The 14,419-nt window shown below is 70.7% G+C and carries 12 protein-coding genes; 5 read left to right on the top strand and 7 right to left on the bottom strand.

What is annotated here, in order from left to right; all coding sequences use genetic code 11:
* Complete coding sequence (locus AOK08_RS09840; RefSeq protein ID WP_055525094.1) at positions 1 to 1,026, bottom strand: thymidylate synthase; 1,026 nt, start codon at positions 1,024 to 1,026, stop codon at positions 1 to 3.
* A gap of 368 nt (positions 1,027 to 1,394) precedes the next feature.
* On the opposite strand from AOK08_RS09840, the gene AOK08_RS09835 reads away from it, so the two are divergent.
* Positions 1,395 to 2,177, top strand: coding sequence for an aminotransferase class IV family protein (locus AOK08_RS09835; protein WP_055525114.1), 783 nt, complete (start codon positions 1,395 to 1,397; stop codon positions 2,175 to 2,177).
* Between the two features lie 12 nt (positions 2,178 to 2,189).
* Positions 2,190 to 3,101: a formylglycine-generating enzyme family protein gene (locus AOK08_RS09830; RefSeq protein ID WP_055525093.1), complete on the top strand. Its 912-nt coding sequence runs from the start codon at positions 2,190 to 2,192 to the stop codon at positions 3,099 to 3,101.
* A gap of 83 nt (positions 3,102 to 3,184) precedes the next feature.
* On the opposite strand, the gene AOK08_RS09825 is transcribed toward AOK08_RS09830, so the two are convergent.
* From AOK08_RS09825 to AOK08_RS09805, 5 genes are all read right to left on the bottom strand, one after another.
* On the bottom strand, positions 3,185 to 3,376 hold the full coding sequence (locus AOK08_RS09825; protein WP_157876629.1) for a hypothetical protein: 192 nt from the start codon (positions 3,374 to 3,376) through the stop codon (positions 3,185 to 3,187).
* A gap of 24 nt (positions 3,377 to 3,400) precedes the next feature.
* Complete coding sequence (locus tag AOK08_RS09820; RefSeq protein WP_055525091.1) at positions 3,401 to 4,174, bottom strand: maleylpyruvate isomerase N-terminal domain-containing protein; 774 nt, start codon at positions 4,172 to 4,174, stop codon at positions 3,401 to 3,403.
* 150 nt (positions 4,175 to 4,324) lie between these two features.
* Positions 4,325 to 4,549, bottom strand: a complete 225-nt coding sequence (locus AOK08_RS09815; RefSeq protein ID WP_198539225.1) for a hypothetical protein — start codon at positions 4,547 to 4,549, stop codon at positions 4,325 to 4,327.
* A gap of 89 nt (positions 4,550 to 4,638) precedes the next feature.
* Entirely contained in the window at positions 4,639 to 6,942 is a 2,304-nt protein-coding gene (locus tag AOK08_RS09810) for a protein kinase domain-containing protein (RefSeq protein WP_055525089.1), read from the bottom strand.
* A gap of 188 nt (positions 6,943 to 7,130) precedes the next feature.
* Positions 7,131 to 10,421 (bottom strand): S8 family serine peptidase, encoded by a 3,291-nt coding sequence (locus AOK08_RS09805; RefSeq protein ID WP_055525088.1) that lies wholly within the window; start codon positions 10,419 to 10,421, stop codon positions 7,131 to 7,133.
* Between the two features lie 167 nt (positions 10,422 to 10,588).
* Here AOK08_RS09805 and AOK08_RS09800 point away from each other — a divergent pair, with 167 nt between their 5' ends.
* From AOK08_RS09800 to AOK08_RS09790, 3 genes are all read left to right on the top strand, one after another.
* A complete protein-coding gene (locus AOK08_RS09800) occupies positions 10,589 to 11,581 on the top strand; it encodes a LysR family transcriptional regulator (protein WP_055525087.1) in 993 nt (330 codons plus the stop codon).
* Between the two features lie 135 nt (positions 11,582 to 11,716).
* A complete protein-coding gene (locus AOK08_RS09795) occupies positions 11,717 to 12,937 on the top strand; it encodes an acetyl-CoA C-acetyltransferase (RefSeq protein WP_055525086.1) in 1,221 nt (406 codons plus the stop codon).
* A gap of 334 nt (positions 12,938 to 13,271) precedes the next feature.
* Positions 13,272 to 14,069, top strand: coding sequence for a hypothetical protein (locus AOK08_RS09790; RefSeq protein WP_055525085.1), 798 nt, complete (start codon positions 13,272 to 13,274; stop codon positions 14,067 to 14,069).
* Positions 14,070 to 14,094: 25 nt separating this feature from the next.
* On the opposite strand, the gene AOK08_RS09785 is transcribed toward AOK08_RS09790, so the two are convergent.
* Positions 14,095 to 14,388, bottom strand: coding sequence for a hypothetical protein (locus tag AOK08_RS09785; RefSeq protein ID WP_107100906.1), 294 nt, complete (start codon positions 14,386 to 14,388; stop codon positions 14,095 to 14,097).
* Positions 14,389 to 14,419: the final 31 nt, after the last annotated feature.

Below are 14,419 nucleotides of genomic sequence, written 5' to 3'. Positions count from 1 at the left end.
TCATCGCACACTCCCCTCGGGGGAAACGGCGCAGACCGGCCACTTGCGGGCCATGAGCCATCGCAGGCCCGGATCGAGTGCGGCAAGCAGGTCGGGGGCGACGGCCGCGGTCTGGTCGTGCGTGATCTGCCGGTAGAGCTCGAACAGGACCACCGGTTGCTGCCAGTACGGTTCCAGGCCCAGGTTCCGGATGTGGTCGGCGCTGTACTGGACCTCGTTCCTGCGCAGTGCCTCTTCGTGGTCCAGTACGTCGGCGATGGTCGCCACGGTGGTGCTCGCCGGCATCTCCGGGAACTCGAAGGAGGGCACGGCGGGGCGGGAGTCGGCCTCGTCCAGGACGCGCTTGACGCGTTCGGCATTGCGGTCGTTGACGTGAGCGGAGCCGATGAAGTGCGTGTACGTTCCCGGGCGCAGGCCGAGTTGGACGGCGGTGTACTCCTGGATCATCGTGAAGGAGAACACGTCGGACAGCAGGCCGCAGTCGAGATCGTTCGCACGCATGTTGCACACCATGTGCAGTTGCCCGTCCCGCAATAGCAGGTGGAGGCCGGCCAGGCACGCGACGTCGGGGTTGTCGCGGTCGCTGAGTTCGTGCGCCGCGAACACCGGCATGTAGGCGCGCTTGCTGTCCGTCTCTCTCTGCAGCAGCCGCATCACCTGGTCAAAGGGGGACTGCTGGGCGCCGTCGGCCTGGCTGAACAGGGTGTGACCGTACGCAGATCCGCCGAGGTGGATGCCGTCGGCGCTGCTGGCGCGCATGGACGGCGCGTAGTAGCCGATCATCTCCAGATCGCGGCGTCCGGCGAGGTACCAGAGCGCTTCGGCGAACTGGAACACCGGGTTCACCTTGCGCTCAGACAGATAGGGAAGGCGCTGGCGGGGGTCGGTGAGGCGGAATCCCACACCGATGACCTCGCTGGCCTCGTTACCGCGGGCAGCAATGTGGTGTTCGGCGTCCTCGGCCGCCAGCCGGAGAAGGGCCAGGTAGGCGCCTTCCACACTGGTGAACTCGGGGGTGGTGAGCATGAGGCTCCAATCGGAGGGCGGTGGTGTACCTGCGCAACGACCTGGAACGGAAGTCGTCCGGGCCGCCGGGCAGGAGACCCGCCCCAAGCTGTGGTTGCACACGGGGAGCCGGGGCAGGCGTTTCATACGGCGCTGGGGCTGATCACCTCGGGGTGCGGATCAGTGGGCCGGTTCGTGACGGCGAAGACCGGTCGAGGGCAGAGCTCTGCGCGGAGGTCTCGCCACCTCTCCTGTCACCGAACGTATCCGGATGGTGACAAGAGAACAGCAGGAGGATGGAAGAGGGAAGGAAGTCTTGACGACGTTGACCCGTCAGTAACCCGCGACGGGGTGCCAACAGCCACGTAGGGGCTGACATGCTGAGGGACATGGCGACACTGAACGAACAGCCCGCAACAGCCGAGCACTTGCTTCCCTTGGCGCTGACGTCGTACGGGCACTTCACATCCATGCGCGTCGATGCCGATCGCAGTGTCCGCGGTCTCTCCCTGCACCTGGAGCGACTCGTACGGGACAGCAGGATCGTGTTCGGTGCGGACGTGGACACCAGTCGAGTCCGTGACCTGGTCGGCAGGGCTTTGGATGGGCAGGAGGGTCCTTGCGTCGTCCGCGTCACCCACTTCGACCCAATGGTCGAGATGGGGCACCCCGAAGGCGCCACCAATCCGCAGATCCTGGTGACCGTGCGAGCAGCCGGCGAACTTCCCCCGCCGCCGTTGACCGCGATGAGCGTGCAGTACGAGCGTGACCTTCCCGAGGTCAAGCACTGCGGCCTCTTCGGTGCCCTCCACGTCCGGCGCACGGCACGGCTCAAGGGCTTCGACGACGCCCTGTTCTACGGCCCCGACAATCGGGTGTCCGAGGGCGGAACGTGGAACGTCGGCTTCATCGACGAGAACGGCACCATCATCTGGCCCGAAGGCCCAGTACTGCCTGGCGTGACCGCGGCGCTGCTCCAGCAACGCACCGAGTACAAGGTCGCTTCCGTCACCCTCGACGAGGCCAAGGCCATGCCGGTTGCCTTCGCCACCAACACCTCCATCGGTGTCCGCTCCCTCTCGGCCATCGATGACACACCCATGGAGGTCGAGCACCCGGTGCTGAGCATGCTGCGCGAGACATACCTCTCCGTCCGCGGCGAGGAGTTGTAAAGGAGCGCCGGCATGACGGGGGTCAATAGGTGGACCGGACGCGAGATTTTCCTCTTACGCACCGCCATGCGGAAGAACCAGCGCGACTTCGCCGCCATGGTTCCCGTGAGCCAACGACAACTGACCACCTGGGAGGGCCGGGGAGAAACCATCACTCCCTTCCCCGGCACTCAGGAGGCCCTGGACACGCTCCTCGCTCGTGCTGCCCCCGTCGTCCAGCAGCGGTTCGCGCAGTTCCTCACCGAGAGGGCCGCCGTCGAGCACGACGAGCGTGCCGAAGAACTCCTGCGCAGCGACCCACGCACCGTCAAGCACCCCATGGACGGCAAAGTCATGGTGCTGGTCGCGGAAGGCATCTACTTGTCCGGCCCGGCGAACACGCCGACCTGGCTGGACGGCTTCCGCATCGACGTCTACCCGACGACCAACCTCGACTACGCGCGATTCGTACACGCCACGCGCCACCGGCCGCCGCGACACTGGCCGAACGGCCGATGCCCCGATGACCTGTTCGACCACCCCGTGGTGTGGGTGACGTGGCACGACGCCACCGCATACTCCCGCTGGTGCGGCAAACAACTGCCCACCGCCCAGCAGTGGGAGAAGGCCGCCCGCGGCTCGAAGGGCCGCACATTCCCCTGGGGGGACGAGCCCACGGCCGCCAAGTGCAATGTCGGGGAGGCCGAGATAGGGAGGACGACTCCCGTCTCACGCTACCGATCCGGAGCCAGCGTGTACGGAGTCTTCGACCTGTGCGGGAACACCTGGGAATGGTGCTCCACCGAGGAGGAGACCGGACGGTACGAGCTGAAGGGGTCCGCGTTCACCAGCCCATTCGAGCGCGCGGCGCCCTCGTTGCGGAATGCGGCGAACGCCGCGATGAAGGACAACGACACGTCGTTCCGCTGCGTGAGTCCCCCGTAGCGACGGGGTGGTGTGGCCGGTCACCGCTGCACCACCTCCGGCTCACCTTCGGGGATGACCAGGGCGACGAAGCCGAAGTGCGGTCACCCGATCCCGATGGCCTTGCGTACCTGCTCCAGCACGGTCCGGGCCCGACTGCGGGCCTTGACCGCGCCCATCGCCAGCAACTCGTCCAGGTCGCTCCCCGGCTGCAACAGCATCCAGTACAGCGCGTCCGCCTCGATCAAGGCGTCGGCGTCCGCGAACACGACCACGTCCGCGGCGAAGCGGTACACCACCGCGCCGCCAGGGTGCGCGTTCTACTCGTTCGGGTCCCAGTCCGCGAGCTGCTCCATCGGCTCGGTGTCGCCGGTGAGCTCCAGGCCATCGAGCGGGACGCGCGCGTAGAAGTAGAGGACCAGTTCGCTCGCTGTGCCTCGCATCGCCATGTCGCCCGGCTCCGCGTCGGCGGCGAGGTCGTCGCAGCGGACGCCGTCGGCGTTGAGGGTCAGGCGCCAGGAGTGGCCCTCGGTCGTATGCAGGTCGATGGTTGCCGGCTTGAACGGCCAGGGGACGGTCGTCGCCGAGACGGTCGTCAGGAACTCGTCGACGCCCTCGACCGCGACGTCCGTCGGCAGCGGCAGTGCGGCGCCCTGGGTGAGCTGGACGTCGTAGGTGTGGACGGCGATCTCCTGGATCTGGTGCCGGGCCACGGCTCCGCTGGTCTCCGGGGCCTGCGAGCGGCCCCACCAGGTCCAGCAGCCGCGGTCCGGGCCGGCCTCGCGCATCGCGTCGAGCATGAGCTCGGTCGACTCGTCGAGCCAGGCGTCCAGGGCCTCGCGGTCGCGGGGCGCGGTCGGGGCGCCCTTCGGGTCCGTCCTCGCCGGGGGCTCGGCGCCCGGGCCGGCCGCGACGATGGCGGCCTGGCGGCGGCGGCCGTCACCGAGGTGCTGCGCCAGTTCGCGCAGCGTCCAGTCCGGGCAGGTCGGGACCTGGACGTCAAGGTCGGGGGCGGATGCGATCGCGGCGCGGAACGCGGCCGAGCGGTCTTCGATCAGCCGCAGGACCTCGGGGAACTCCAAGTTGTTTCGCACGGCGGTTGTGTATCACGGCGCTCCGGCCGCCGGACAGCCAATTTATCGGCGGCGGCGGCCAGGGGAGTGCACGCCTGCGTCCGCCTCGGCACCATCGCCGCCGCAGCAGCACTCGTCATCCGGCTCCGCCCGCGATCGCCGGGACAGCCTCTAGTCCGGCTGCGCGGCGAACAGTTCCAGGTGTGCGCAGACAGGGCACCGATAGGCGTCGATCTGCCAGCGCGGTCGCCCCATCCTCTTGGCGCCGCCGAACGGGCCTCGTTCAAGGGGCCCCGCGATCCACCGCGAGAACCCTTGAGCGCCCTGTCCGGAGTCCTCGACGAAGCCCGGCTCCAGCCCCACCGCACCGCACTGGCTGCACCGTATGTTGTTCATCGTCGGAGTGTATTGAGCGGCTGCGGGCGTCGGTCATCGGCACCCTGCCGGTCGGCTCGCCCCTTCCCGCGCTCGCCCCCGGCCCGTCCTCACCTCACCAGAACCGCCTTCCGGTCCGGCCCCGCCGGGTCCAGCGTGAAGACCGTGCCGTCCGTGGTCGTCACCACCAGGGCGCCGCCGTTGAGGAGGACGGTCGGCTGGCCGCCCGAGAGGGGGAGGTCGGCGCGTGAGGTCGTTTCCCACAGGACGGTGCCCTTCGCCGCGTCGAGGGCCGCCACCCTGCCGCTGCCGGTGGCCATGTACACCGTGCCGCTGCCGCTGTCGGCCGTGATCGTCCCCGGCGATTCGAGGGTGGTGGGGCTCTCCCACACGCGCTTGCCCGTGCTGGGCAGGACGGCGGTGACCGCCCCGCCGGACCGGGAGAACCAGAGCCGTCCGCCGCCCAGCGTCACGTTCCCCCGGTACCCGTCGCCGCCGTCCAGTTCGGTCACCTTCCGCTCACCGCTCCTGGGGTCGATCCGTACGACGGACGTGTACAGCGAGTCGGCGCCGTTGGCGCTCGCGTCGATGTCCGTCTCCGCGAAGACCAGCCGCCCGTCGAGGGTGCCCACGAAGCTGCTCCCGGCGGACGGCGCCGTCAGCCGCCGTACGGACTTGCCCGCGGGGTCCACGACCAGGAAATCCGCCGCGCCGGAACCCCCGGCCCCGGCCCCGTTCCCGGTCTCCGCGACGCACTCCGCGTACGGGCGGTCCGCCACCGCCGTCAACGTGCACTCGCGTTGCGCGGGCAGCGTGAACTTCCAGCGCGCCGTGCCGTCGCGCGCCGAGCGTACGGTCACCGACCGGACGTCGTCCTCCTGAAGGAAGACCAGCCCGGCCGCGTACACCGACCCCCTGCTCTCGTTGGTCACCTGGCGGCTCCAGACCGTGCGGCCGGTGCCGCCGTCCAGGGCGACGACGGTCTGCGACAGCGTCACGCCGTTCGCGTCGGTGACCAGGAGCTGTACGACCAGTACGCCGTCCGACGCGCCGAGGATGGACGTGACGTACTGCCCGGCCGGGGCATTGCCGGGCCTGATGTCGGCGCGCCACAGGGTCCGGCCGGTGGCCCCGTCGATCCGTTCCGGCAGGAGCGCGCTGCCCCCGCAGTACACGGCCCCCCGGTCCACCAGACAGGACGGCGACGGGAAGCTGTCCTTCGTTTCCGGGGCCTTGCGCACACCGGTCTCCGCGTTGTTGGACACGGTGGTCTGCCAGGGCTTCCAGTCGGCCGGGAGGCCTGCCCAGCGGTCGCCCCCCGGTACGCCCTGCGCGGCGCCGTCGCCCGTCAGCGGGCCGAAGAGGAGATAGCCGGTGAGCGTCATCGCCGTGACGGCTGCCACGCCGACCAGCACCGCCGGGAGCCGCTGTCGGCGCTGTCTGCGCTGCTGCCGGCGCTCTCGGCGCTGGTGACGGCCGGAGGACGTCTCCGAACCCGAACGGCCGGAAGACGCCGTCCCCGAGCGCAGGGCGAAGGTCTGGTCGTCGGTCCCCGGGCCCGTCGGGCCCAGGAACATCGTGTCGGGTTCGCCCGGGACGGGTTCCGGCAGGACCTCGGCGAACCGCAGGGCGAGTTCGTCGAGTCCCGGCCGGTCCGCCGCCTCCTTCACCAGGCAGCGGAGCAGCACCGCGCGCAGTGGTTCGGGGACGGCGTCGAGGGCCGGTTCGTCGTTCACCACGCGGTACGCCGTCACGAACGGGGTCTCCGCGTCGAAGGGGCCGTGGCCGGTCGCGGCGAACGTCAGCAGGGCGCCGAGGGAGAAGACGTCCGAGGCGGGGCCGACCGACCGGGCGTTGGTGATCTGCTCCGGGGACATGAACGGCGGGGTGCCGATCATCTCCCCGGTCTCGGTCAGGGCGAGGGTCAGGTTCTCGGCGCCCCGGGATATCCCGAAGTCGATGACCCGGGGGCCGTCCTCGGCGATCAGGACGTTGCCGGGTTTGAGGTCCCGGTGCACGACTCCGGCCCGGTGGATGTCCCGCAGGGCCTCCACCAGCCCGAGTGCGAGGTGCCGCAGCGCCGCGCCGCGCAGCGGGCCGTCGGCGCGGATCCGGGCGGAGAGCGAGGGGCCGGGCACGTACTGGGTGGCCATCCAGGGGCGCGGGGCATACGCGTCGGCGTCCAGCACCGGGGCGGTGAAGGCGCCGCTGACCTTGCGGACGGCCTCGATCTCCTGCCGGAAGCGGGCGCGGAACACGCTGTCCTCGGCGTACTGCGCGTGCACCACCTTCAGCGCGACCTCGCGCCCCGAGCGGGACTGGGCGCGGTAGACCACACCCATGCCGCCGGCCCCGAGCCGGTCCACTATCCGATAGCCGCCGAGCGTGCTCGGGTCGTCCTTGCGCAGAGCCACCGACCCGGTCCCCTTCCCCTGCGGAGCAGTTGGGCGCTCAGCATAGGCAACCGGAACCCGGGAGTAGGCCCTTGTGGCGGGAGAGGCTGGTTACTTCGTTCCGACGATTGTTCAGATGTCAACCGGTTCAGGCGGTTTGTCGACCCGGCACCTTGGCCAAGGTGCCGGGTCGATCGCCGTTCTGTGCCCTACCTCACCCGGTACCCCCGGATCACCCGGTAGTCCACCGCGCCCCCATCAGCGAACCCCGCACTCGCCCGCAGCGACACGTACCCCCCGCCCTCGGGCCGCCCTTCCTCGGGCAACTCCACGACCCACGCGTCCCGTCCGGTCTCCACCAGCCGCGCCTCGCGCCAGTTGTCCCCGTCGTCGTACGACACGTCCACCGACACCGACCGCACCGCCGAGGCGGTCGCCCCCGGCTGCCTCAGCAACCGCATCGGCAGAGCCGACAGGCTCCCGGTGTTGGTCCGGTCGACGGCCGGCGCGAAGTCGAACGCCGACAGACCGGCCGCCGTACGCCCGCTCGTCTCGCCCGAGCGGAAGGTCCACGACCCGCTGACGCTCGTACCGATGTCGAAGGCGCCGTCGGACGCGCCGCGCACGGCGGAGTACTCCAGGCGGTAGGTCGCCTCGGCCGCCGGGACCGAGCCCGAGGCGTCGGTCCAGGGGTAGCTGAGTTCCACGAGTTTCTGGTCGCCGTGGTAGAGGGAGACCTTGCTCCTGTCGAACACCGAGTAGCCGGTGTGGCCCGCCTGGTCGCCGGTCATCGGGACGTTGAAGGAGAGGCGGTTGCCCTCACGGGCGACGAAGGTCAGGCCGCTGAAGCGCGGGCCGGGGACCGCCTTCTGCCAGGTCACCGTGTAGCGCTTGCCGGGCTCGTAGACCGCGTCGTCCGACCAGAACTGGGTCTGGAAGGTGCCGCCGGGCGCGTTCTGGGTGTAGCGCGACTGCCACGTGACGTCGTCGGCCTTGTAGTAGACGGTCTGCCGTCCCGGGTTGTCGAACCAGATCGCGCCCGCCGACATCGCGGTGCCGCTCTCCGGCGGGTAGCCGAAGTGGTACAGGAAGGCCCGCGAGGGCGCTCCCGGCTTCGACGGCGTCACCGAGTGGAACCGGTGCGTCACCTGCGCCAGTTCGCTCTGCCTGACCACCCGGCTGAAGTTCGTCGGCAGGTGGCCCCGTTCGAACCACGCCAGCACGTATTCGTACGGCGAGTCGTTGTACGTGCCGTCCGCGCCCTTCTTGGCCCAGGAGCCGCGTACGTCCGCGACCAGCGTGCCCTCCCCGGGGCCGACGTCGTCGCCCAGCGCGGCCGTGAACAGTTTGCCGAAGGTGTTGGCGGTGGCCCGGATGCCGAAGCCCATGCCGTTGGTGGTCTCGCGGCGGAAGCCGGCCGCCGCGAAGCGCAGGCTCGCGTCCTTGCGCGGGACGGTCGCCGAGATGGGCGTGCCCTTGCGTGCGTCGAGGACGATCTCGCTGTCACCGGTCACCGTGAGGCTGGGGCGGACCAGCAGGGTCGTACTGTCGTCCGCCGGTGTGATGACCGACGCGTCGACCGTGTAGCGGCCCTCCGGGAGGGAGACCGTGCCCGAGCCGGACGGGTTGTAGACGAAGCGGTAGACCGAGCCGTCCAGGCTCGTGATGTCGGTCCAGTAGGACGACGCCGGTTTGCCCGTGCGGTCGAACGCCCTGACCGTCAGTTTGTGAACGGACGCGGCCTTGGCGATCTTGAGCGGTACGCGCACCGAGGTTCCGGAGGCCGAGTCCACCCCCACCAGCGCGCCTTCGAACACGCCCGAGTCGCTCGGCACGCGCGTGTCGGCGGTCACCGTCACCGTGGCCGCCCCGCCCGCCGGGACGGTCGCCCTGTCCGGGCTGACCTCGAACATGCCGGCCGGGGCGGGCGAACCGTCCGGGCCCGTCACCTTCGCCGTGACATCGAGCGTCACGGGGTCGGTGCCGTCGTTGCGGTACGTCACCGTCCTGACCACCGGTACGTCGTCGTCGGCCGGGGCGGGCTGGGTGCCCAGGGGCAGAGAACCCGGCGTGGGCAGGACGGCCTGGTGGACGGCGCGGGCCACATCCACCCGGCCCGCGCCCTGCGCGTTGACGTTGGCGCCGGGAGTGGGCGTCGCCGACGCCATCAGTGCCGCCTTCAGCTCGGCCGCCCGCCAGGCCGGGTGCTGCCCGGCGAGCAGCGCCGCCGACCCGGCCACGTGCGGGGTGGCCATGGACGTACCGGAGAGGGAGGTGTAGCCGGGCTCCACCTCCACGTACTCGCTGCTCGCGTGCACGGCACGGGCGGCAACGATGTCGACGCCCGGAGCGGTGATCTCCGGCTTGATCGCGCCGTCCTCACGCGGGCCCCGGCTGGAGAAGGGGGCCATCACGTCCCGCTTGTCGACGGCGCCCACGGAGAGCGCGGCGTCGGCGGTGGACGGGGAGTCGACCGAGCCGTCCGCGCTGCCGTCGTTGCCCGCGGCCAGCACGAAGAGGGCACCGGTCCGCGCCGTCAGCTTGTTCACGGCCTCCTCAAGGACGTCCTCGCCCGGGGTGTCGTCGCCGCCGAGGCTCATGTTGATCACCCGGGCGCGCGGCGCGGCCCACTCCATACCGGCCAGGATCGACGACTCGGCGCAGTTCCGGTCGACGCACACCTTCCCGACGATCAGCGAGGCCCCGGGCGCGACCCCCTTGTACTTGCCACCGCCGCCCGCCACCGTCGAGGCGACATGGGTGCCGTGGCCGACCTTGTCGTCGGTGTCGGGCGCGTCCGTGAAGTTCACGGCCTCCTTGATACGCCCGGCCAGGTCCGGGTGGCCGGCGTCGACACCGGTGTCCAGGACGGCGACCGTGACACCCGTACCGTCGTACCCGGCCTGCCAGGCGACGGGCGCGCCGATCTGCGGCACGCTCTTGTCGAGGCTGATCCGCCGCTTGCCGTCCAGCCACAGCTTGGCGATACCGCCGGCCGTCCGCAGTCCTCTCGTACCGGTACCGGCGGTGACACCGGCCCAGAAGCCGGCCGCCGCCTTCTTCTCCACGGCCACCGCCGCGCCGTCGACCGTGCGCAGGGTGCGGGTCACGCGGGCGCCGTGGGTCGCGCGCAGGCTGCGGCGGGCGAGGGCCGCGTCGGTGTACGTCACGATCGTCGGCAGTACGGCCGTGGCGGCGTCGTCGTAGCCGTCCGCGGCCAGGCCCGTCACGTCGAACAGCCGCCGGTCCACCTGCCCGCCCGCGACCAGGCGCAGGGCGTCGTTCGGGACCACGTACTGGTGGCCGTCGCGCTCGAACTGCTGGAAGCCCATCGCCTCGCGGCCCGCGCCGGGCTCGATGGCCACGGCGGTGCCCGACAGGTTCACACGGTCGCCGGTGACGAGGGTGACTGTGTGGGTGACGGCCTGCCGTCCGGTGCCGGAGGTCCAGGCGGAGGGGGCGGGCTCGCCCGTCGCGGCGGCGACCGGCGTGCTCGCCACAACTCCCTGTACCAACAAGGCGGTTACCAGTGCGCCGCTCAGTCTTCGGGACATGCGGGACATAGGGCCTCCACTGGTGCGGTGGTGACGGTGGTGACTCGGGTAGCGACCGACTTTCCGCCCGGCGCGATCTTCCCGGTACTCCCAACCGCCCATAACATCGCGCTATGGATCTGGAGGTCCGTCACTTACGCGTCCTGAACGCCATCGCCGACACCGGCTCCATCACCCGTGCCGCCGCCGTCCTCGGCTTCACCCAGCCCGCGCTGACGGCCCAACTCCAGCGCATCGAGCGGCTGTTGGGCGGCCCCCTGTTCGTACGGGACGGCGGTGGCTCCCGGCCGACGGCGTTCGGCGCGATGGTGCTTTCGCACGCGCACGGCATCCTCACGGCCCACGAAGATCTCATGCGTGACGTACGGCAGCGCGGGCCCGGCGACTCCGACCTGACCGCCGTACGGCTCGGCTCGGTCCCCGGCCCGCTGACCGCCGTACTGGTGACCACCGCGCGCCGGCTGCTCCCCCGGGCCGAGATCACCCTGCACACCTGCGACACCGAGGAGGAGCAGCTCGAACTGCTGGCCACCGGCCGCCTCGACTTCGGGCTGGTCGTGGACTACCCGGAGTACGAGCTGGCCCCGCGCCCCGGACTCAGCGACGCCCTCGTCGCCGTGGACCCGATCTTCGTGCTGATCTCGGAGCGGCATCCGCTCGCCGACCGGCCCGACATCCCCCTCGCCGCGCTCTCCGGTGAGCCCTGGCTGACCGGGGAGTACAAGGACGTACGGATGCGGGCGCAGTTCCGGGCCGCGTGCCGACGGGCCGGGTTCACCCCGCGCCGGGTGCAGCGGCTGAGCGGAAGCGTGGTGTTCCCGCTGGTCGGGCAGGGGCACGGGGTCGCCCTCGCGCACCCGCTGGTGACCGAGCGGGAGGGTGTCGTCGTACGGCCGCTGACCGGCGACCCGATGCACATACGACAGCGGCTGGTGTGGGCGGCCCGCAGCCCCCTCGCCGAACACGCGCCCGCGCTGCACGAGACGCTCACGAAGGCGTACTGGGCCGAGGCGCGGCGCGCGGGTGTGTACTGGGAGTGGCTGGAGAGCAGGGGCCGGGTCCCGACCGACTCGGCGGGACTCCCCCGACCCCCCGGGCTCCCCTGAGCAAGCGCTTAGAAAAGTGCGGCCCGCGTCACACCGCCACACCCGTGACCGAGGCCATACGTACGGGTAACTTCCCAAGCAGGTCTGCGTAGTCCGCACACTCCGCTTTACACCCACGTCGCCAATGGAGCCGTCATGCCGGAAGCCGTCATCGTCTCGACCGCCCGCTCCCCCATCGGGCGCGCCTTCAAGGGCTCCCTCAAGGAACTGCGCGCGGACGATCTCACCGCCACGATCATCCAGGCCGCGCTGGCCAAGATCCCCGAGCTGGACCCGCGCGACATCGACGACCTGATGCTCGGCTGCGGTCTGCCCGGTGGCGAGCAGGGCAACAACCTCGGGCGGATCGTCGCCGTACAGATGGGCATGGACCACCTGCCCGGCTGCACGATCACCCGTTACTGTTCCTCGTCCCTCCAGACGTCCCGCATGGCGCTGCACGCCATCAAGGCGGGCGAGGGCGATGTCTTCATCTCGGCCGGTGTCGAGATGGTCTCCCGGTTCACCAAGGGCAACTCGGACTCGCTGCCCGACACGCACAACCCGCTCTTCGCCGAGGCGGAGGCCCGTACGGCCGCCGTCGCCGAGCAGGAGGGCACCTCCTGGCACGACCCGCGCGAGGACGGTCTCGTGCCGGACGCCTACATCTCGATGGGCCAGACCGCCGAGAACCTCGCCCGCATCAAGGGCGTGACGCGCCTCGACATGGACGAGTTCGGGGTCCGTTCGCAGAACCTGGCCGAGGAAGCCATCAAGAACGGCTTCTGGGCGCGCGAGATCACCCCGGTGACGCTGCCCGACGGCACGGTCGTCAGCAAGGACGACGGTCCGCGCGCGGGCATCACGCTGGAGGGCACCCAGGGCCTGAAGCCGGTGTTCCGTCCGGACGGGCTGGTCACGGCCGGCAACTGCTGCCCGCTGAACGACGGCGCCGCCGCCGTCGTCGTCATGAGCGACACCAAGGCGCGCGAGCTGGGCCTCACCCCGCTGGCCCGGATCGTGTCGACCGGTGTCTCCGGCCTCTCCCCCGAGATCATGGGCCTCGGCCCGGTCGAGGCGAGCCGCCAGGCCCTGCGCCGGGCCGGCCTCACCATCGACGACATCGACCTGGCCGAGATCAACGAGGCGTTCGCCGCCCAGGTGATCCCCTCCTACCGCGACCTCGGCCTCCCGCTGGAGAAGGTCAACATCAACGGCGGCGCCATCGCGGTCGGCCACCCCTTCGGCATGACGGGTGCCCGCATCACCGGCACGCTCATCAACTCCCTCCAGTTCCACGACAAGCAGTTCGGCCTGGAGACGATGTGCGTGGGCGGCGGCCAGGGCATGGCGATGGTCATCGAGCGCCTGAGCTGACCCACCTCACCGGCCGCCGACCCGGCGACCCAGGCCGTCCCGAGGATCCCCAACCGGCGGAATCGCCTCGGTAGTCGAGCGAACGCGCTGCGTGAGAAAACAGCCCGGAGCCCCGTAACCAACGGGGTTCTGGGCTGTTTTGTGATCCAATCTCCCCCAGGATGTGACCTATCTCGCTCCGGCGGGGTATATGCGCAGGTCACAGTAGGTTCGACACCCACCCCCGGGCCCAAAGTCCTGTCCGTTTCGTGACGTTACGCACTGACAGGTGGTTAGTCCATCCTTCAAGCTGATGTAGGAAGTCGGGGGCCGACTTTGAACCGGGAGTACGTCAGTGAGCGCTGTCCCTCTTGCTCTGCTGCTCGCCACAGCCACCGTCACCACGGCTGTGGGCGTCGCCGTTCTGCGCACCCTGCTGGGGCTGCGCCGACAGATCGCGGCCCTGCACGCGGAGCTCGCCGCCCAGAGTCTCGCCGTCGGCGCGCACGGTCTCGTGCCGCAGGCCCGTACATCCGGCGACACCGACCGGATACGCGCCGCCGTGGCCGAGGCGCTCGCCGAGGAACGGGAGCGTGAGCTCGCCGAGGCGCGTGCCTTCTGGGCCGCCCAGGAGGCCCGTGACGCCTCCGACGCGCCCTCGCTGCTCGGCCTCCCCGACAGCGAGCTGTTCCTGCCGCGCCCGGCGGATTTCGCCGGCCTGGAGTCCCTGGAGCCGGTGACCGAGCCCAGCACGGACGCCGACGAGTTCGCCGGGGAGTCCGCCGAACTGGCCGCCGCCCGTCGCCGGCACCCCTCGCACCCCGACTTCGTCCCGGCCCAGTCGCCCGTCGTGAACGACCACGAACGCACGGTCGCCTGCCTGGAGGAGCTCGCCGAGTCCCGCACCGCCCTGTCCGACGTCCGCCCGGGCCCGCTGGGCACCCTCGACGTCTACGTCTTCACCGACGGTACGACCCTCTGCATGACCCCGGGCCACCGCGAGACGGCGGAACGTCTCTCCGCCGCCCTGCGCTCCGGCGAGGCCCCGGTCCTCCTCGGCGGCTCGGGCATCTCGGGCGCCTACGCCCTGACCTTCGAATGCGGCGAGGAGACGGTGTACGTACTGGCGGACAGGGTCATAGCTTCCCTGTAGCCGTACGTCGCCGCAGCCGCCGTACCTACACCGCGGCCCGCTGCTGAGCCTCCGCGACAAGGGCCAGCGCCGAGGCCAGCTCCCCCTCGTTCCGCAGGACGAGCGCCAGATCGTGCGCGGCAAGAGTCACCTGGTCCGCGGCGGCGAACATGCCGACGTCGGGCATCACCCGGGGCTCGTCGCCGGGCGACTCCAGAAGCTGGGCACGCCGTGCCAACTCCCTGGCCAGCCCCAGCGCCTCGGCCGCGGCTCCCCGCTGCAGCCGGCTCTGCGGCGCCGCCCGCAACCGTTCGGCGAAGTGATCCACTGCGAGCGTCAAAGACGAGGTATCCAGCACGCCGTGAGACTAA

The sequence above is a fragment of the Streptomyces graminilatus genome (assembly GCF_001418565.1).
Lineage (GTDB): Bacteria > Actinomycetota > Actinomycetes > Streptomycetales > Streptomycetaceae > Streptomyces > Streptomyces graminilatus.
Note: the sequence above shows the minus strand (reverse complement) of the source record. Positions and strands in the feature narration are given on the sequence as shown.